At 67.5% G+C, this 16,386-nt stretch carries 27 protein-coding genes; all 27 read left to right on the forward strand.

From position 1 onward, the window contains the following. The first annotated feature begins 48 nt into the window (after nt 1-48). Nucleotides 49-1,011, forward strand: a complete 963-nt coding sequence (locus K3A85_RS04870; RefSeq protein WP_225205361.1) for an AAA family ATPase — start codon at nt 49-51, stop codon at nt 1,009-1,011. Then, the gene (locus K3A85_RS04875) at nt 1,008-1,373 is read left to right on the forward strand and encodes a hypothetical protein (protein ID WP_225205362.1); all 366 of its coding nucleotides are present in this window, start codon (nt 1,008-1,010) and stop codon (nt 1,371-1,373) included. Before K3A85_RS04870 ends, K3A85_RS04875 begins: the two co-directional genes overlap by 4 nt. After that, nucleotides 1,370-1,780: a helix-turn-helix domain-containing protein gene (locus K3A85_RS04880; RefSeq protein ID WP_225205363.1), complete on the forward strand. Its 411-nt coding sequence runs from the start codon at nt 1,370-1,372 to the stop codon at nt 1,778-1,780. Before K3A85_RS04875 ends, K3A85_RS04880 begins: the two co-directional genes overlap by 4 nt. Beyond that, entirely contained in the window at nt 1,767-2,471 is a 705-nt protein-coding gene (locus tag K3A85_RS04885) for a gp16 family protein (protein ID WP_225205364.1), read from the forward strand. Before K3A85_RS04880 ends, K3A85_RS04885 begins: the two co-directional genes overlap by 14 nt. Then, nucleotides 2,468-2,662 (forward strand): hypothetical protein, encoded by a 195-nt coding sequence (locus K3A85_RS04890; RefSeq protein WP_225205365.1) that lies wholly within the window; start codon nt 2,468-2,470, stop codon nt 2,660-2,662. Before K3A85_RS04885 ends, K3A85_RS04890 begins: the two co-directional genes overlap by 4 nt. Nucleotides 2,663-2,688: 26 nt before the next feature. Further along, nucleotides 2,689-2,964 carry a hypothetical protein gene (locus K3A85_RS04895; RefSeq protein ID WP_225205366.1) on the forward strand — a complete coding sequence of 92 codons (276 nt, stop codon included), beginning with the start codon at nt 2,689-2,691 and terminating at the stop codon, nt 2,962-2,964. Between the two features lie 31 nt (nt 2,965-2,995). Beyond that, the gene (locus tag K3A85_RS04900) at nt 2,996-3,349 is read left to right on the forward strand and encodes a hypothetical protein (RefSeq protein WP_225205367.1); all 354 of its coding nucleotides are present in this window, start codon (nt 2,996-2,998) and stop codon (nt 3,347-3,349) included. Nucleotides 3,350-3,419: 70 nt separating this feature from the next. Further along, nucleotides 3,420-4,079: a glycoside hydrolase family 108 protein gene (locus tag K3A85_RS04905; RefSeq protein WP_225205368.1), complete on the forward strand. Its 660-nt coding sequence runs from the start codon at nt 3,420-3,422 to the stop codon at nt 4,077-4,079. A 154-nt stretch (nt 4,080-4,233) separates the two neighbouring features. Then, complete coding sequence (locus tag K3A85_RS04910) at nt 4,234-4,449, forward strand: hypothetical protein (protein ID WP_225205369.1); 216 nt, start codon at nt 4,234-4,236, stop codon at nt 4,447-4,449. Between the two features lie 4 nt (nt 4,450-4,453). Further along, a complete protein-coding gene (locus tag K3A85_RS04915) occupies nt 4,454-4,810 on the forward strand; it encodes a DUF2730 family protein (RefSeq protein ID WP_225205370.1) in 357 nt (118 codons plus the stop codon). Further along, nucleotides 4,807-5,103 (forward strand): VpaChn25_0724 family phage protein, encoded by a 297-nt coding sequence (locus K3A85_RS04920; RefSeq protein WP_225205371.1) that lies wholly within the window; start codon nt 4,807-4,809, stop codon nt 5,101-5,103. Before K3A85_RS04915 ends, K3A85_RS04920 begins: the two co-directional genes overlap by 4 nt. Further along, on the forward strand, nt 5,103-5,702 hold the full coding sequence (locus K3A85_RS04925) for a phage protein Gp27 family protein (protein ID WP_225205372.1): 600 nt from the start codon (nt 5,103-5,105) through the stop codon (nt 5,700-5,702). The genes K3A85_RS04920 and K3A85_RS04925 overlap by 1 nt, the downstream gene beginning before the upstream one ends. Then, nucleotides 5,702-5,893 carry a hypothetical protein gene (locus K3A85_RS04930; RefSeq protein ID WP_225205373.1) on the forward strand — a complete coding sequence of 64 codons (192 nt, stop codon included), beginning with the start codon at nt 5,702-5,704 and terminating at the stop codon, nt 5,891-5,893. The genes K3A85_RS04925 and K3A85_RS04930 overlap by 1 nt, the downstream gene beginning before the upstream one ends. Next, complete coding sequence (locus K3A85_RS04935) at nt 5,893-7,494, forward strand: phage terminase large subunit family protein (protein WP_225205374.1); 1,602 nt, start codon at nt 5,893-5,895, stop codon at nt 7,492-7,494. Before K3A85_RS04930 ends, K3A85_RS04935 begins: the two co-directional genes overlap by 1 nt. After that, a complete protein-coding gene (locus K3A85_RS04940) occupies nt 7,491-9,569 on the forward strand; it encodes a phage portal protein (RefSeq protein ID WP_225205375.1) in 2,079 nt (692 codons plus the stop codon). Before K3A85_RS04935 ends, K3A85_RS04940 begins: the two co-directional genes overlap by 4 nt. A 5-nt stretch (nt 9,570-9,574) precedes the next feature. Next, nucleotides 9,575-10,294, forward strand: a complete 720-nt coding sequence (locus tag K3A85_RS04945) for an HK97 family phage prohead protease (protein WP_225205376.1) — start codon at nt 9,575-9,577, stop codon at nt 10,292-10,294. A gap of 314 nt (nt 10,295-10,608) precedes the next feature. After that, nucleotides 10,609-11,931, forward strand: a complete 1,323-nt coding sequence (locus K3A85_RS04950) for a phage major capsid protein (RefSeq protein ID WP_225205377.1) — start codon at nt 10,609-10,611, stop codon at nt 11,929-11,931. Nucleotides 11,932-12,047: 116 nt separating this feature from the next. After that, complete coding sequence (locus K3A85_RS04955; protein ID WP_225205378.1) at nt 12,048-12,596, forward strand: hypothetical protein; 549 nt, start codon at nt 12,048-12,050, stop codon at nt 12,594-12,596. 11 nt (nt 12,597-12,607) lie between these two features. Beyond that, nucleotides 12,608-13,072: a hypothetical protein gene (locus K3A85_RS04960; RefSeq protein WP_225205379.1), complete on the forward strand. Its 465-nt coding sequence runs from the start codon at nt 12,608-12,610 to the stop codon at nt 13,070-13,072. A gap of 12 nt (nt 13,073-13,084) precedes the next feature. After that, the gene (locus K3A85_RS04965; RefSeq protein WP_225205380.1) at nt 13,085-13,651 is read left to right on the forward strand and encodes a hypothetical protein; all 567 of its coding nucleotides are present in this window, start codon (nt 13,085-13,087) and stop codon (nt 13,649-13,651) included. A 4-nt stretch (nt 13,652-13,655) separates the two neighbouring features. Beyond that, complete coding sequence (locus K3A85_RS04970; protein ID WP_225205381.1) at nt 13,656-13,829, forward strand: hypothetical protein; 174 nt, start codon at nt 13,656-13,658, stop codon at nt 13,827-13,829. Nucleotides 13,830-13,833: 4 nt separating this feature from the next. Continuing rightward, nucleotides 13,834-14,112 (forward strand): hypothetical protein, encoded by a 279-nt coding sequence (locus tag K3A85_RS04975; protein WP_225205382.1) that lies wholly within the window; start codon nt 13,834-13,836, stop codon nt 14,110-14,112. Then, entirely contained in the window at nt 14,109-14,384 is a 276-nt protein-coding gene (locus K3A85_RS04980) for a hypothetical protein (RefSeq protein ID WP_225205383.1), read from the forward strand. The genes K3A85_RS04975 and K3A85_RS04980 overlap by 4 nt, the downstream gene beginning before the upstream one ends. Then, nucleotides 14,381-14,728 (forward strand): hypothetical protein, encoded by a 348-nt coding sequence (locus tag K3A85_RS04985; RefSeq protein ID WP_225205384.1) that lies wholly within the window; start codon nt 14,381-14,383, stop codon nt 14,726-14,728. Before K3A85_RS04980 ends, K3A85_RS04985 begins: the two co-directional genes overlap by 4 nt. After that, entirely contained in the window at nt 14,728-15,309 is a 582-nt protein-coding gene (locus K3A85_RS04990; protein ID WP_225205385.1) for a hypothetical protein, read from the forward strand. Before K3A85_RS04985 ends, K3A85_RS04990 begins: the two co-directional genes overlap by 1 nt. Next, entirely contained in the window at nt 15,302-15,733 is a 432-nt protein-coding gene (locus tag K3A85_RS04995) for a hypothetical protein (protein WP_225205386.1), read from the forward strand. Before K3A85_RS04990 ends, K3A85_RS04995 begins: the two co-directional genes overlap by 8 nt. Nucleotides 15,734-15,745: 12 nt before the next feature. Beyond that, nucleotides 15,746-16,345, forward strand: a complete 600-nt coding sequence (locus K3A85_RS05000; protein WP_225205387.1) for a hypothetical protein — start codon at nt 15,746-15,748, stop codon at nt 16,343-16,345. Nucleotides 16,346-16,386: the final 41 nt, after the last annotated feature.

Raw genomic sequence — 16,386 nt, forward strand, 5'->3', positions numbered from 1 at the left:
AACTGCCCCCGCGCGCCTGTCCCAACGAAGAGACAGGAGCATTACTACATGAACGACCCAGCAAACGCACCCATCGATATCGAAGAGCAGCGCGCCTGGCTGATCGAGCATCGCAAGGCGACCAACACGAGCTGGTCCGAGATCGCCAAGCGCATCGGCATCAAGCAGGGCACGCTGAGCCAGTTCGGCGGGCCGAGCGGCTATTCGGGCGACGAGCGGCGGATTGCCGAGACGGTGTTCCGCTATCGCCAGCTGCTCGACCAGCAGAAGCAGCTGACCGTCGAAGCGCCCAAGCTGCCCGATTACTTCACCACGCCGACCAGCGAGCAGATCACGATGCTGCTCAACTGGGCGCAGCGCGGCCGGATCATCGTGGTCGCCACGGGTGCCGGCCTGGGCAAGACGAAGACGGCCCGCCACCATCGCGACTGCCTGCCCAACGTGTTCATCGCCACGATGAAGCCTTCCACGGCCGGCGTGAACAACATGCAGCAGGAAGTGCTGAAGGCGCTGGGCGAAAAGGACGCCGTCGGCACGCCGCAGCGGCTGTCCGGCCGGGTGATGGACCGCGTGCGCGACCTGACCAATCCGCTGATCATCATCGACGAAGCGCAGCACCTTTCGGAAAAGGCGATCGAGGAAATCCGCAGCTGGCACGACGAAACCGGCGTCGGCATCGCGCTGCTGGGCAACATGACGGTGATGCAGCGCCTGGAAGGCGGTGCGCGCGCCGCCGCGTTCGCGCAGCTTTACAGCCGGGTTTCGATGCGCCTGATCCGCCCGGTGCCGCTGCAGTCGGACGCCGATGCGCTGGCCGAGGCCTGGAACGTCCACGAGGACGATGCGATCGGATACTTGCGCAAGATCGTGACGATGCCGGGGGGACTGCGCAGCGGCACGATGACGCTCGAGCTGGCGTGGATGCTCGCCTCGGCCGAGCGCATGCCGCTTTCGGTGCAGCACCTGCAGGATGCCTGGGCGCAGCTGTCCCAGCGGGCGGTGGCAGCATGATCGCGCTGCTGCAACAGGCCGCGCAGATGGCGTGGCAGCGGTCCGCGATGTTCGATGCGCGCCGGTCGATCGAGCTGTCGATCGGCGTGGACGGCATCGCCGTGGTCGGCCGGGTGCTCGGCAGGCTCGATGGCTATCGCACTTCGGTGCTGGTGCCGTGGCAGGCGCTCGACGCAGGCGGCATGTCGCCGCTGGCCGTGGCTATCGACATGGTGAGCGGGCGCGTTGACCAGGTCGCGGGCGGGGTTATCACGATCGAGCCGCGCGAGCTGAAGCCGGGGGCGAAGCCGACGGCGCTCGGGGCTCTCGCCTGCCTGGCGATGGGTGTGAGCGCACTGCTGATGACGGGGTGGCCGTCATGAGCGGCGCAGCACCCGTCTTGATGGGCTGCGACTTCGCATCCCGGCCCGATCAGACCGCGATCCATATCGAGGGCGACTTGCCTTCGTGGGATTTCTCGAGCGTCGCGATCCGCATCGCGGCGGCGCTCTACAGCGTGGACGTGCGCGAGCTGCTTTCGCGTCGCCGGGGCGCCGCGCTGGAGAACGCGCGGGCGCTCGTGGCCTGGTGCCACCGGGCCATTCCGGAAAAGCCCTTCAGCTACCCGGAAATCGGCCGGGCCATGGATGGCCGGGACCACACTACCGCGATGGCGCTGCACGCCAGGGCCGTCCGGTTGCGGATGAGCGATGGCTTCTTCCTCAGCTGCTGCAGCGCGCTGCAGCGATTCCACGCACGATCGGAAGGATTCAGCCATGCAGACTGCTAAGTCACAGCCTGCGCAGTTCGACCGGGCAAGCCAGGAGCGCCGGGCGATGCTGGGCAAGATCCACGTCGCACGAAAGCAGCTGGCGATGGACGAGGACGATTATCGCCAGGGCCTGTTCGACACGACAGGCAAGACGAGCCTGACCGAGTGCAACGATTTGCAGCTCGCCCGCGTGCTCGACTGGCTGAAGTCGAAAGGCTTCAGACCGATGCCGGGGCGTGGCAAGGCCGATCATCCGATGGCGCGCAAGGCGCGTGCGCTGTGGATCTCGCTCTATCACCTGGGCGCGGTGCACAATTCGTCGGAGCAGGCGCTGGAGGCCTTCGCCAAGCGCCAGCTCGGCTGCGATCGGCTGCAGTGGGCCAAGCAATCGGACGCGTTCCGGCTGATCGAGGCGCTCAAGAGCATGGCCGCGCGCGCGGGCTGGATCCAGCATTGCCGGGTGTCCGGCAAGCAGCTGGACCCGCGCACGCTGCAATCGAGCCTTTGCCACCTGATCCTGGCGAAGCTGAAGGCAGCGGGCATGGCACCGGCCGACTGGGGCCTGCACGATGCCGCGTGGAAGCTGTGCGGCATCGAGAACGCCAAGGCCGATCCGTGGACTGCCGAGGACTATGACCGCCTCGCCGCCGCGCTGGGGCGCAAGCTGCGCGAGTTCGGCACGCCAGCGACGGGAGGGCATGCGGCATGACCAGCCATCGTGTGACCCAAATCCGCCAATCCAGCGAGACGCTGGAATTTCGCAACCTGCCGACCATCAACGAGGCAGGTTATGCGGCGGACCTGAAGATCGCGCCGGGCGCGATCGCGTTCGGCCTGGTCTTCGTGGCGGGCTTCGTGGCGGGCTTCGTAGCTCCGTTCCTTGCGGGGTTTGTGCTGTGAAGGCGGCGAGGAAGCCCGCCGCGCCCGTGAAGGTGTCGGATCATGCCTTGTTCCGCTGGATGGAGCGGGCCGGCGTGGTCGATGTTGAGAAGATCCGCACGGCGCTGGCGCAGTCGCTCGACCGCGCCTGGCAGGCCGGCGCCGAAATGAGCGGCGGCGAGCTGCTCGTGCTGTCAGCTGGGCTCGTCTACGTGATCCGGAACGGCACGCTGGTGACTGTTCTGCACGAAGACGGCCGGCACAACCATGCGCGCAACATGGCCCGCACAAAGCCTGATCGGACCGCAGGCGATGCGGACTGATCTGCCGCCTCTACTGTCTCGGATTGCCAGCGTGGCCGGCGAAGAGGCCGCGCTGGCAATCGCGAAGGTGCGCGGCGGCACCGAAGTCTACATTCCGCCGAACCCTGCGGCCGATCACTGGCTTACGCGCCTGATCGGCCGTGAAGCCGCCCAGGCCGTGGCGGAAGAACTGACCTGCGGCCTTGCCGGGCTGCGCGTGGAAATCCCGCTCGGCCCGGCAGGGCACGCTGCCCGGCAGCGCGCCAAGGTCGATGCCATGCTGGCCGAGGGACGGTCGGAACGTGACATCGCGCTCGCCACGGGATACACGATTCGAGGCATCCGCCTGCGCCGCGCCAAAGGCCCGCGCCGCGATGCCGACAATCGCCAGATGACGCTGTTCTGACCGCAAGAGCACCGCGCCCGGAATGCGTTCCGGGGCGCGTGCAGGCCGCGCCTGCGGCCACAACCGGGCCATGGACAGGCCCGACATTCCTCCCGAACCGATTACGGTAAGCGGCTATTCGCCGCGCTTTGTTGCGGCGCTGCGCCACGTGTTCGAAGCCGAAGGCGGCTACGTCAACGACAAGGTCGATCGCGGCGGCGAGACGAAGTACGGGATCTCGCTGCGCTTTCTTGCCAGCGAAGGCGCCTTCGACGCCGATGGCGACGGCAAGGCCGATTTCGACCTCGATCTAGACGGCGATATCGACGGCGCCGATATCCGCAAGCTGACGGCCGGCGACGCCGCCTTCCTCTACCATCGCTGCTTCTGGCTGCGGCTGCAGGCCGAGACGTTCCCCGCGCCGATTGGCGAGATGATGTTCGACCAGGCCGTCAACGGTGGCCTGGTCGCGGCGCGCAAGCTGCTGCAGCGCGCGATCAATTCCTGCCTGCTGCAGATCCCTGCTTCGAAGAAGGGCGTGGCGCTGCTGAAGGTCGACGGCGCCATCGGCAACGCCACCCAGGATTGCCTGCGCCAGGTGCTGGAATGGCCGAGCCTGGGCAAGCCGGCGCTGGTCACGGCGTACCGGGAGTCGGCGCGCGAACGCTATCGCGAAATCGTTCGGCGCTATCCCGAGCAGAAGCGCTTCCTGAAAGGCTGGATCGCGCGCGCCGACAGGCTGGGCCGATGAACGGGTGCTGGATCGGCGTTGGCGCGATCGCGCTGCTGATTGTGCTCACGCCGCCCGCGCGGCGCGGCGCAAGTCGGCCGAAGGTGCCCCCGCCAATCGAAGCGCCGCCGCCACCGCCAAGCCGCAAGTGACCAGGACTCAGGAGGATCGAACAGTGAGCGTCAACGACAGCAAGCCGTGGTGGCAATCGAGCACGATCTGGGCGGGCCTTGGCTCGCTGGTGGTGGCGATCGCGGGGTTCGTCCTCGATCAGCCCGCCAGCTCGTCGGATATCGTCCAGGGCGGCGTGGAAGCGCAGCAGGTGTTGACCGGTGTGCTCGGCCTGCTGGCGATCATCGGCCGGCTGCGCGCCACCAAGCGGATCGGGTGACGCGATGAGCCTGACAGCAGTGCAGCAGTGGCTGAGCGTCGTCGCCCTTCTGATCGGGATCGCCAATGCGGCGTGGATCTGGATCAGCCGCCCGGCGCGCGACACCAACAAGCGGATCGACGAGACCAACGAGCGCGTCGACGATCTGGCGGCAGCGGCCGACGCCCGCGCTGATCGGCACCGCGAGGATCTGAAGAACCACGACCGGCGCATCCAGAAGCTGGAGGACGTGCTGCCGCACATGCCGACCAAGGACGATCTCCACGGGCTCGACCAGAAGATCACCCGGCTCGACACGCATGTCACCAGCGTGAGCCACACGGTGCAGCGGATCGACGATTTTTTGCGGAGGCAGCCGTGAGCTTTACCGACGTCGTTGCCCAGGAGGCGCGCGTGCGCATCCTGAAGGAACTTCACCGCCAGACCGACGGCCGGATGAACGAGCTGCTGATCCAGCGCACGCTCGACATCTATGGCATCCGCCGCGATCGCGACTGGGTTCGTACCCAGATGCGCAAGCTCGAGCAGCTGGACGCGGTCGAGCTGCAGCCGGCCGGTGAGCTGCTGGTGGCGAAGATCACGCGCGCCGGCCGCGATCACGTGGAAGAGCGCGCGGTGATCGAAGGGGTCAGCCGCCCTGCGGACGTCGAGTGATGGCCGGCGAAGAACCCGCCGACCGGCAGGAGCAGAACCGGCGCGAGGGACGCGGTAGGCTGTCGTCGATCGACATGCTGCCGGACGAGGCCGAGCCGGACGTGGTCTGGGCGCTCGACCAGTTGCGCGATCGCAAGCTGCCGCAGAACGTGATCCTGGCAGAGTTCAACGAGCGCCTTGCCGATCGCGGGATCGAGCCGGTGTCCAAGTCGGCTTGGAGCCGGTTCGCGGTGCGCAAGGCGATCCAGTTTCGCAAGCTGGACGAGATCCAGCGCATGTCGGGCGAGCTGGTCACCTCGCTCGGCGCCGAGCGGCCGGACCAGGTGACGGTCGCGGTGGCCGAGATGCTGAAGCTCGCGATGTTCAACCTGCTCGAGAAGGCGGAAAACACCACCACCAAGGAAGTGATGGAGCTGGGCCGCGCGCTGCAGGCGACGGTCAACGCCCAGAAGGCTTCGGCCGACGCACGGCGCAAGCTGCAGGAAGAGGTCGATGCGCAGCTGCGCAAGGCAGCGGCCGAGGTTGAGGCCGTGGGCAAGAAGAACGGCGTTTCGGCCGAGACACTGGCCGAGATCAACCGCGCGCTGGGGGTTGGGTGATGTTCGATCGCATCCTCTGGTGGATTGGGTTGATCCATGTTGCGGCCTACGCGAGCGCAGCTTTCACGGTTGTTTCGGCACTTTTCTTTGAGTGGATCATCCGGCGCTGGAAGCTTAAGCGCGAGATGCTTCTGGCTTATCAGGAGGTGCTTTGCCGCCGCCGTGGCAACCAGGACCGAGCATCCGGATAATGGGCAACGCGCGCGTTATCCCTGCCAATCCGGACGCGATCTTCCTGCCGTACCAGGGCCGGTGGATCGCCGATGAGAGCCGCCTCAAGCTCATGGAGAAGAGCCGCCAGATCGGTATCTCCTGGTCGACGGCCTATGCCGCCGTGGCGCGCACGGGCAAGGAAGGCGCGCGGCATGATCAGTGGGTGTCGTCGCGCGACGATATCCAGGCGCGGCTGTTCCTGGAGGACTGCAAGCTCTTTACCGGCGTGCTCAACCTGGCCGCGCAGGACCTGGGCGAGCGGATCATCGACGAGAGCACGAAGCAGACGGCCTATGTGCTGAGCTTCACAACCGGCAAGCGCATCAATTCGATGTCGTCCAACCCCGACGCGCAGGCGGGCAAGCGCGGCGGGCGCATCCTGGACGAATTCGCGCTGCACCCCGATCCGCGCAAGCTGTGGGCCATCGCCTATCCAGGTATCACCTGGGGCGGTGCGATGGAGCTGATCAGCACGCATCGCGGCAGCCACAATTTCTTCAACCAGCTGGTGCGCGAGGTGAAGGAAAGCGGCAATCCCAAGGGGATTTCCTTACACACCGTTACACTGCAGACCGCGCTCGACGACGGCTTCCTGTACAAGCTGCAGCGTTCGCTGCCTGACGACGACGAGCGCCAGGGCATGGACGAGGCGGCGTATTTCGACTTCGTGAAGTCGGGCTGCGCGGACGAGGAAAGCTTCCAGCAGGAGTACATGTGCCAGCCCGCCGACGACGATGCGGCGTTCCTGGAATACGACCTGATCGCGGGCGCGGAGTACCTGACCGGCGTCGACTGGCAGCGCATCGAGGGCGGCGCGCTCTATGCCGGCGTCGATATCGGCCGCAAGCACGACCTGACTGTGCTGTGGGTGGTCGAGAAGCTGGGCGACGTGCTCTACACCCGCCACGTCGAAGCGCTGAAGAACATGACCAAGGGCGACCAGGAGAAGATCCTGTGGCCGTGGTTCCAGCGCTGCGACCGGGTGTGCATCGACGCCACCGGCCTTGGCATCGGGTGGACCGACGACGCGCAGAAGGCCTTCGGCACGTACAAGGTGGAAGGGATTACCTTCACCCCGCGTGTGAAAGAGCAGCTCGCCTATCCGGTCCGCAGCAACATGGAATCGAAGGGCCTGCGCATCCCGCACGATCCGAAGATCCGCGCCGATCTTCGCGCCGTGACCAAGCAGACCACGCTTTCGGGCAATATCCGCTTTACCGCCGAGCGCACGCCAGACGGGCACAGCGACCGCTTCTGGGCGCTGGGCCTGGCCGTGCATGCCGCCGCGTCGGCCGAGGGCGCGGCGTGGCGTCCGGTCTCGCCCGCGCCGGCCAAGGCGGCGGATATTGCGCCGACCGATCGGCGCGTCCTCGCCTACGTGCTCAATGCCGGGCGCGCGACGATGGCGCAGTTCGACGAAGATCACGCGCCGATCGGCCCGATGCTGCGCGAACGGCTGATGCCCGACCTGATCGCGCTCAATGGCGACGGGCGGCTCTACCTGACGCCGGCCGGCTTCGTCGCCCTGGCGCGCGCGCTCGAAACCTCTGATCTCGATTCGAAGTGGACCCCGGCATGAACTGGCTGACCAAGGCGCTTACGGCGATGCGCCATCCGTCGCGCCCGCCCCTGTTCGGCGGGCTGCTCAAGCGAACGCGGTTCGACTACCGCCGCGAAGTGGGCGACGGCCTGGACAGTTCCGTCGTCACTGCGCCGGCCATGTGGATCGCGCGCGCGCTGCCCGAGGCCGTGCTCGAGGTGACCGTCCCCGATCGCGAGGGGAATGCGCAGCCGGTGCCCAGCCACAAGATGCTGGACCTGATCCAGGCGCCGAACCCGTTCTATGGCGATATCGCGCTGTGGATGGCGACGGTGATGATGTTCGCGATCACCGGCAATGCCTACTGGGCGATCGTGCGCAACGGCGCGGGCGTTCCGGTCGAACTGTGGTTCGTGCCCAACTGGATGATCGAGCCCAAGTACCCGGCCAACGGATCGGCCTATATCTCGCACTACGAGTACGACCCAGGCGACGGCCAGGGCAAGGAACAGATCCCGTTCGAGGACGTGGTCCATTTCCGCCACGGCATTGACCCGCGCAACCCGCGCATGGGGCTTTCGCCGATGGACGGGGTGATCCGCGAGATCTTCATCGATCTGGAAAGCAGCAACTTCGTCGCCAGCCTGCTGCGCAACATGGGCGTGCCTGGCGTGGTGATCAGCCCGAAGACCGGCGCGATCGCGAGCGGCGACGACGTCGAAGCCACCAAGCAGTGGTTCAAGCAGCAGTTCGGCGGCGACAACCGGGGCGGTACGCTGGTCATGGGCGCGCCGACCGACGTCCAGGCCTATGGCTTCAATCCGCAGCAGATGAACATGAGCGAGGGCCGCGACGTTGCGGAGGAGCGCGTCTGCGCATGCCTTGGCATCCCGGCTGCCGTAGTCGGCTTCGGCGCAGGCCTGCAGGCGACCAAGGTCGGCGCGACGATGGAAGAGCTGCGCAAGCTTGCCTGGAACAACGGCGTGCTGCCGATGGCGCGCATGTTTGCCGACGAGCTGCAGCGTTCGCTGCTCGGCCAGTTCGGCTCCGATCGCGGCGAAAAGGTCGCCTGGGACACCAGCGCGGTGCTGGCGCTGCAGGAGGACGAAGACAAGAAGGTCGAGCGCTGGGGCAAGATGCTGGCGAGCGGCGCGATCACGGTGTTCGACTATCGCCTCGCGATCGGCCTTGCCGCCGACGAAAGCCACCGCTTCTACCTGCGGCCGATCTCCTCGATCGAAGTGCCAGAGGGCAACGGGCGCGAGCTCGCCGTGCGCCAGGCCGCGCTTTCGCCTGCCGCGCAGAAGTCGGCCGAAGCGGGCGAGGAGAAAGCCGCAAGCGATAGCGCCTACCAGCGCGGCTATGCCTGGGCGCTGTTGCAGCAGCAGAAGGCGGCCGGACTGCAAGCCGCTTTCGAGAAGCGTCTCACGGCCTTCTTTGGCAGGCTGGGGACCGCTGCCGAGGCTGCGGCGAAGGTGCCGCTCGAGCGCGATCCCGATCTGGCCATGCGCACCGGCAAGGCGCTGGGCGAGGACGACGTGCTGATCCAGGCGATCCTGGACGATCTGGGCATCGAGCGCTGGCAGGGCGAGCTGCGGCAGATGTACGAGGCGCAGTACCTGGCCGTTGCCACGGCCGAGAACGACGTGGCCGAGCGCGCCGGGCTTGGCGCGTCGCTGCCCGACGTTGTCGCGCGATCGGTGATCGCGGCGGGCGGGCGGCGCGCCGGCCTGGTCGACCTGGAAGAGCAGACGAAGGACGCGATGTTCAACGCGCTGGCCGAAGGCCGCGCGGCCGGCGAAGGCGCGGTGCAGCTCGCCGGGCGCATCGCCGGCCTGGTCGAGGACGGTCCAAGCGAAAACCCGCTGCAGCGATCGCGCCGGATCGCCCGCACCGAGACGAAGTACGCACAGAACATCTCGACGATCGAGCGCGCCCGCGCCGCAGGGATCGAGACGCTGATCGTCTATGACGGGTTGCTGGGACCGGGCCGGTCGCTGCTGACCCATATCGCCCGCAACGGTTCGGTGGTGTCGATCGAGAAGGCCCTGGTCATGGCGGACGAGGAGCATCCGAACGGCACGCTAAGCTTCGCGCCGAATTTCGAGGAGTAACGGACATGCAGACCAAGGCGCTTCAGGTTCAGGACATCGACGCGGCCGGCAAGGGCAAGGCGCTGCTTGCGGTGCTTTCGGACATCGACAATGAGGGCGACACTTACGCCAAGGGCGCCTTCAGCTGGAAGGACGGCGGCGGACAGTGGGCGCTGATGATCCCCGCGCACAACAAGCAGGCGATGCCGTTCGGCAAGGGCTGGGTCTACGAGCAGAACGGCCAGGCGCTGGCGGACTTCACGCTCAACCTCAACACCCAGGCGGGGAAGGACTGGCACGAGGCGCTCAAGTTCGACCTCGAGACCGGCAGGCCCGTCCAGGAGTGGAGCTATGGCTATCGCACGCTCGACAGCGCGAAGGAGCTGCGCGCCAATCGCCAGGTGCGCGTGCTGAAGCAGCTGGACGTCTACGAGTTCAGTCCGGTGCTGCGGGGCATGGGTTCGCGGACCGGCACGATCGCGGTGAAGTCTGCCGAGCTGAAGGAAGCGGCCTTCGCGCCGCTGATCGGCAACCTGGCCGAGCTGGCGAGCGCGATCGGCGAGGATCCGTCCTGCCTGTCGGCCGTGGGACTGAAGCAGCTGGGCGAGATCCACGCGGCGCTGGGTGATGCGCTAATGCAGGTGAAGTCCGGCGCTGACAACGGCGACGAGACCAAGGCGGTCAACGAGGCGGTCGCAGGCTACCTGCAGGCCATGTCGCGCGGGCGGTTGCAGGCCCGGATCTGAACCTGCCGAAATTTCCCGCCAGGAGGCCTGTGGGCGCGCTGGCGGGGGATTTCCCGTAAAATTGCCCTGACCCCCTTCTTAGCCCTTCTCAAATGGCAAATTCGGCCCTTTCGTCCTCGATCGGAGGCGGGCGGTTGTCATCGGCGGCCCCAATCGGCTAGACCATCCCTGCCGGCAGCGCGATCGCGCCGGCCAATCCCTCGATCATCGTCCCGCTCGCCCGGAACCTGTTCCGGGGCGAAGGCGTGTCCGCGCTCCTGCCAAATGCTCCGGTCAATTGGTTGCCCGGCATGCGGGCCAAGGGAGCATTCGCGATGGACGGTATCGAAGGACTGACGCTCAAGCAGACCCGCGAGAAGATGGCGGCGAGGCAGGACGCGCTGGGCAAGGTGTTCGAGGAAGCGAAGTCGGACGACGGCTACGACTTCAACAAGGTCAAGTGCCTGGGCGCTGACGTTAAGGGTTCGATCGCGGTGGCCGAGAAGGTCAAGGCGATGAACGACGAGCTCAACGCGCTTGGCGAACATGCGGACAAGCTGGACGAGGCCGAGAAGGCGGCGATGCAGCACCAGGCGCGCGAGAAGGCCCGCAGCGGCTTCCGCCTGCCCGGCCTGGGCAGCGGCTTCGGCGACCAGCGCCCGGAGAACCGTGGTCAGTTTCAGGTCAAGGGCCTGGGTGAGCTGCTGGCCGAGTGCAAGCAGCTTGAAAACTGGAGCGGCAGCGGCGGGCTCGACCTGACGTTCGAGGATGCCTGGGCTTCCGACCTGATGGTCAAGGCGCTGACCGGCCAGACCTTCGGCGAAAAGACGGTGATGACCACCAGCGCCGGCTATGCACCGCAGGCCATCCGCCTGCCGCAGATCGTCGAAGCTGCGACCCGGCCGATCCAGCTGCTCGACATCCTGCCCATGTTCCAGACCGACCAGAACGCGGTGGTCTACATGGAAGAGACCACGCGGACGCATTCGGCGGCGGAAACCGCCGAAGCCGCCGCCTATGCCGAGAGCGCCTTTGCCTTCACCGAACGCACCAGCCCGGTGCGCAAGATCACCGACAGTCTGCCGGTGACCGACGAGCAGCTGGCCGACGTTGCGATGATGAGCGGCTATATCAGCAGCCGCCTGATGTTCGGCGTGCGCCAGCGGCTCGATCGCCAGGCGTTGCTGGGCGATGGGTCGGCACCGAACCTGCGCGGCCTCGCCAACGTCTCGGGCATCCAGACGCAGGCTAAGGGCGCTGATCCGGTGCTCGACACGTTCTTCAAGGCGATGGTCAAGGTCCGCCTGACCGGCCGCGCCAACCCGACGCATCACCTGATCCATCCGACCGACTGGCAGGGCATCCGCCTGACCCGCACCGCCGACGGCATCTACATCTGGGGTTCGCCCGCCGAGGCCGGGCCGGAGCGTCTGTGGGGCCTGCAGGTGGTGCAGATCGACGCCGGCAGCGCCGGCACCGGCTACACCGGCGCCTTCGACGTTTCGACGGTGGGCCTGTTCGAGCGCAAGGGCGTCGACGTGGCGGTCGGTTACGTCAACGACGACTTCGGCAAGGGCAAGCGGACCGTGCGCGCCGACATGCGCGCCGCGCTCGCCTGGTTCCGCCCGGCAGCCTTCTGCCAGAACACCGGGCTCTAATACCGCGCGAGGGAAGCCTTTGACGCAGTGCCGGCGTCCGGGCCGGCACTGCCGAGGCTGCAAACCGGGGGCGTCGGCCGGACCCGACGGCCTCCACCCCCTGAAAGGATTTCCCGATGCCGAAGATTTCCGGAGCCGGATCGCGCGTGCTCAACGCTGCGCTCGGCTCGCCTGCGCTGGGGACCACCAACGCGGTGCTTGGCGATACCGCCATGGCGAACGGTGCGACGACGCTGGTTACGGCCGGGATCACCGCGCCCGACGTCGCCCGCAATCTGACCGTTACCGGCAACGCATCCACGGTGGCCGGCAACGTGGTGATCGCGGGCACCAACAATGCCGGCGAAGCGATCAGCGAAACGATCGTGGCTGCCGGCACAGCGACGATCGTCGGGAACAAGGCCTTCGCCACTGTCACCTCGATCACGCTGCCGGCCTATGCCTCGGCGGGGACCGAGCGGATCCGCGTCGGCACTGGCGCCAAGCTCGGCCTGCCGGTCAGCAATAGCCGCGACGCCGTGGTCAGCGCGTTCCTGGCCGGCGTGCGCGAAGCGACCCGGCCGACGGTCACGTTCTCGGCCAGCGCGCGCGAGAGCAACACGATCGCGCTCAGCTCGGCCCTGAACGGCTCGGCCGTGCTCGTCGACTACTACGAAACCAACTGAGGAGCATTGCCATGATGATCGCGAAGCAGCGGCTGTGCCTTACGGCCGCCAAGGATGCCCTGGTCGCAGCGGAAGATCCGCGCGCGGCGTTCCTCTATGCGGTTCCGGGCGACGAGATCCCCGACAGCGCGGCCGAGCTTTACGGCCTGGTCGACGGGCGCCTGCCCGACGGTGCCGGCGAGGATGCCGAAGCGAAGGCCGCCGTCGTGCGCGATGCGCTCGAGCAGGCGGAGCACGATCGCCTCGCCGCCGAGAAGGCCGAGGCCGATCGCATCGCCGCCGAAGCGGCCGAGGCCCAGCTCAAGGCGGACGAGGAAGCCGAGGCGAATCGGCTCGCCGCCGAAAAGGCTGAAGCCGATCGCATCGCTGCCGAAGCGGCCGAGGCTGCCGCCAAGGAAGCGGCTGCTGCGGACAACAAGGAAGCTGCGGCGCCGGATAACAAGGCGGCGAAGCCGCCGCGCCAGCGCCAGAAGTAAGGGGCGGAGGCGATGGCCCTGCTGGACCGCGTGCGCACCCGCACTGGCAGCGATCTGCCGGATAGCGAACTGCTGGCGATGATCGAGGGGATCACTGCCGAGCTGGACGCGCGCTTCGGAACGGCAGGGCCGATCGTCCAGGAGTTCGGCGACCTCGACGACACCGCCTCGCGCTATCGCCGGTCGCTGCGCCTGCAGCGGCCGATGGACGTGGGCCAGGCGGTGACCGTGGTCGAGATGGATCCGGGCAATACGGGCGCAGCTTCTGCCGCGCGCACGCTCGATCCGGCAGACTACCGCGTGGTGCATGGCGGGCGGACGCTACAGCGGCTGCAGGGCGGCCCCAACGGCAGCCTGTACTGGGCGCCCTTCGTGACAGTGACCTACACGCCGATCGGTGAGGGCGCCGCGCGCGAGGAAGCGACGATCAAGCTGGTGCAGCTCGACCTGTCCTATCGCGGCGGCCTGAAGAGCGAGCGCGCGGGCGACTATCAATTCCAGCTTTCCGACAGCTTCACGAAGGAACGCGAAGCGATCTTTGAAGGGCTCGCCAACCGGCGCGGCCTGGTCATGGCGTGAGGGTGTGATGGACGAGCTGACAATCAAGACGGGCGCGGCGATCGAGGCGGTCAAGGCGATGCTCGCTGCCATGAAGGAAGCCGAAGTCGATCCACGCGGCCTGGCTGTGGCGCGGACGCAATTCGAGACGGCGTTCCTTTGGGTGGCGAATGCCGCTGGCGGCGATCCGGTTTTCTGATCCCATGCCGCGCAAGCGCTCCCAGAAACAGACCCGACACCAGCTCGAGAGGTCCGACAAGGCCGAGGCGATGCTCAACGAGCTCGTGCCGATCGGCAAGGACGCCGCGCTGGTCGACCTGGTCGGGTGGCGCGACCGGCAGGGCAACCTGCGGCGGTGCCGCGCGACCTGGGACAATGGCTGGTCGGCCGACCTGTGGTTCACGCTGCCTCGCGGCGGCGAGATGAAGCTGTCGAGCTACAGCATGAAATGGCACGGCAGCATGCGGAAGGAAGCGGCATGAGCGCGCCCGACTGCCACGTCTGCCAGCACATGGTGGGGCGGCTGACCTGCGCGCGGCCGACGGGCGCCAGGTGGAACCCTGCGACCAACCGGCACCGCTCGCGCCTGGACACGCCGATCGCGCTCGAGCGCTCGACCCAGCGCAGCCTGCTGCGCCGTCGGCGCTGCGGGCCTGAGGGTTATTTCTTCGAGCCCGTTTTCCCCACATTGGACGTAGCGCAGGAGAACGAGCTGGGGCCGATCGGCGACAGCGACGGGGACGATGGCGCATGATCGCCGGCCGGCTCACCATGCGCGCCTCGATCGAGCGCAACGCGGCGACAGGCACGGACAGCTGGGGCAACCCGGTTGCGCCGGGCTTTACCGCGATCGGCGATCCGGTCGCGTGCTTCGTCTGGTCGATCAGCGCGACGCAGTCGATCGACGGGGGCAAGACGGCCGAGCTGGAGGAATTCCGCGCGCTGTTCGCGCTGGGGACCGATCTGCAGCCCGGCGACCAGCTGGCCGCGATCGTGGACCGGCGCGGGCTGGAGATCATCCCCGGCCGGCTGTCGGTCGAAGGCCCGGTGCAGCGCAAGCACACGCACCTGGAAGCGGCGCTGCGGAGGATTGGCTAATGGCCGAGCAATCCCTGGTCTGGAAGGGCGAGGCGGTGACCGCCCGCATGCGCGCGGCGCAGATCGAAGGCGTCAACCGCACGATGGGCGCGGCAGTCAACCACGCGCGCCAGAACCACACCTGGCAGAACCAGACCGGCGTGCTGACAGGCGGCATCGACGTGGTGAAGTACGCCGCGCCCGCCGAGGACGGCAAAGGCGTGGAAGGCGTGTGGGGCGTGCAGGACGTTGCCTATGCGCTGATCCACGAGCTGGGCGGGACGATCGAGCCGAAGAACGCCAAGTTCCTGTCGGTGCCGGTGAGCGAGGCGGCGAAGCGCGCAGGCTCCCCGCGCAACATGGGCAACCTTGCCTATGTGCAGTCGATCAAGGGCCAGCCCATGCTGGTCGACCAGCACAGCGGCAAGGTCCACTACATCCTGAAAAAGCGGGTCACGATCCCGGCGCGGCCATACCTGCGGCCGGCAGCGGACGCGAAGTATCCGGAGCTTGCCGCCAATATCCGCAAGGCCTGGGACAAGATGAAGCCGGGCGGCAGCGCGACGCCGGCCGCGCCGACCGATGGAGGCGGCGATGCCTGATGTTGCCGCAGATCCGATCGGCGCGCTGGTGGCGCTGCTGCTGGCTGACAGCGACATTGCGGCGATCGCGGCGGCGCGCGGCTATGGCGGCGAGCTGCCGGCCGCGCAGACCAGGCTCATGCCACGCCCGGCCTTCGTGCTGCGCGCCTCTGGCGGGGTGTCCCTGACTGCTGGCAGCAATGCCGAGATCGACGCCCAGCGCGTGGACCTGTTCGCCTATGGCGAGACGCCGAACGTGGCCGGCCAGCTGGCCGACCTGATCGCGCTGAAGCTGCGGCGGGTGGAGCGGCGTACGGTGAACGGCACGCTGATCCACTGGGTGAAATCGGCGGGCGGGTATTCGTCGGGCCGGGAGCCCGAAACCGACTGGCCGCGCGCCTGGCGGTCATTCCAGGTGATGTTCGCGCTGGCGCGCATTTCGTGAGGAGTAGTTTCGATGGGACAACCGTTTGAGATCGTGGGGCAGCCGCTTTCGCTGTGGCTCGCGCCTGTGGGCACCACCTTCCCGCTGATCGGCGCGGCGCCTTCGGGCAGCTGGGCGCTGATCGGCACCAGTGGCACGCGCAACCAGGACGAAGGCGGCGTTACCACGACGCACAGCCAGACGATCCAGAAGGTGCGGCCGGGCGGCACCACCGGCGCGGTGAAGGCGTTCCGCAACGAAGAGGACCTGTCGTTCAAGCTGACGATCTGGGATCTGACGCTCGAGCAGCTGAAGGTGGCACTCAATGCCAACACGCTGACCACCACGGCGGCCGGCGTGGGCACGGCAGGCTTCAAGTCGATCGGCCTGTCGCGCGGCGTGGACGTGACCGAATATGCGCTCCTGGCGCGGGGCAGTTCGCCCTATGGCGACGGTATGACCGCGCAGTACCAGGTGCCGCGCTGCTTCATGTCGAACAGCCCGGCGATCGTGCACCGCAAGGGCGTGCCGGCCGGTGTCGAGCTGATGTTCGACGCGCTGGAAGACCTGTCGGCAGCAAGCGCGGACCTGCGCTTCGGCAAGCTGGTGTTCCAGCACGCGGTGGCGCTCTGACGGGCTGAGCCCGCGACGACTTCGACGGGCGGCGTTGCGGA

This window comes from Novosphingobium huizhouense, from assembly GCF_020179475.1.
In the GTDB taxonomy this organism is placed as follows: Bacteria; Pseudomonadota; Alphaproteobacteria; order Sphingomonadales; family Sphingomonadaceae; genus Novosphingobium; species Novosphingobium huizhouense.

Excerpts from the sequence above, each read along its gene's own strand:
- K3A85_RS04870 (WP_225205361.1), top strand. The coding sequence starts at position 49 with ATGAACGACCCAGCAAACGCACCCATCGATATCGAAGAGCAGCGCGCC.
- K3A85_RS04875 (WP_225205362.1), top strand. The coding sequence starts at position 1,008 with ATGATCGCGCTGCTGCAACAGGCCGCGCAGATGGCGTGGCAGCGGTCC.
- K3A85_RS04880 (WP_225205363.1), top strand. The coding sequence starts at position 1,370 with ATGAGCGGCGCAGCACCCGTCTTGATGGGCTGCGACTTCGCATCCCGG.
- K3A85_RS04885 (WP_225205364.1), top strand. The coding sequence starts at position 1,767 with ATGCAGACTGCTAAGTCACAGCCTGCGCAGTTCGACCGGGCAAGCCAG.
- K3A85_RS04890 (WP_225205365.1), top strand. The coding sequence starts at position 2,468 with ATGACCAGCCATCGTGTGACCCAAATCCGCCAATCCAGCGAGACGCTG.
- K3A85_RS04905 (WP_225205368.1), top strand. The coding sequence starts at position 3,420 with ATGGACAGGCCCGACATTCCTCCCGAACCGATTACGGTAAGCGGCTAT.
- K3A85_RS04915 (WP_225205370.1), top strand. The coding sequence starts at position 4,454 with ATGAGCCTGACAGCAGTGCAGCAGTGGCTGAGCGTCGTCGCCCTTCTG.
- K3A85_RS04925 (WP_225205372.1), top strand. The coding sequence starts at position 5,103 with ATGGCCGGCGAAGAACCCGCCGACCGGCAGGAGCAGAACCGGCGCGAG.
- K3A85_RS04930 (WP_225205373.1), top strand. The coding sequence starts at position 5,702 with ATGTTCGATCGCATCCTCTGGTGGATTGGGTTGATCCATGTTGCGGCC.
- K3A85_RS04935 (WP_225205374.1), top strand. The coding sequence starts at position 5,893 with ATGGGCAACGCGCGCGTTATCCCTGCCAATCCGGACGCGATCTTCCTG.
- K3A85_RS04940 (WP_225205375.1), top strand. The coding sequence starts at position 7,491 with ATGAACTGGCTGACCAAGGCGCTTACGGCGATGCGCCATCCGTCGCGC.
- K3A85_RS04945 (WP_225205376.1), top strand. The coding sequence starts at position 9,575 with ATGCAGACCAAGGCGCTTCAGGTTCAGGACATCGACGCGGCCGGCAAG.
- K3A85_RS04950 (WP_225205377.1), top strand. The coding sequence starts at position 10,609 with ATGGACGGTATCGAAGGACTGACGCTCAAGCAGACCCGCGAGAAGATG.
- K3A85_RS04955 (WP_225205378.1), top strand. The coding sequence starts at position 12,048 with ATGCCGAAGATTTCCGGAGCCGGATCGCGCGTGCTCAACGCTGCGCTC.
- K3A85_RS04960 (WP_225205379.1), top strand. The coding sequence starts at position 12,608 with ATGATGATCGCGAAGCAGCGGCTGTGCCTTACGGCCGCCAAGGATGCC.
- K3A85_RS04965 (WP_225205380.1), top strand. The coding sequence starts at position 13,085 with ATGGCCCTGCTGGACCGCGTGCGCACCCGCACTGGCAGCGATCTGCCG.
- K3A85_RS04975 (WP_225205382.1), top strand. The coding sequence starts at position 13,834 with ATGCCGCGCAAGCGCTCCCAGAAACAGACCCGACACCAGCTCGAGAGG.
- K3A85_RS04980 (WP_225205383.1), top strand. The coding sequence starts at position 14,109 with ATGAGCGCGCCCGACTGCCACGTCTGCCAGCACATGGTGGGGCGGCTG.
- K3A85_RS04985 (WP_225205384.1), top strand. The coding sequence starts at position 14,381 with ATGATCGCCGGCCGGCTCACCATGCGCGCCTCGATCGAGCGCAACGCG.
- K3A85_RS04990 (WP_225205385.1), top strand. The coding sequence starts at position 14,728 with ATGGCCGAGCAATCCCTGGTCTGGAAGGGCGAGGCGGTGACCGCCCGC.
- K3A85_RS04995 (WP_225205386.1), top strand. The coding sequence starts at position 15,302 with ATGCCTGATGTTGCCGCAGATCCGATCGGCGCGCTGGTGGCGCTGCTG.
- K3A85_RS05000 (WP_225205387.1), top strand. The coding sequence starts at position 15,746 with ATGGGACAACCGTTTGAGATCGTGGGGCAGCCGCTTTCGCTGTGGCTC.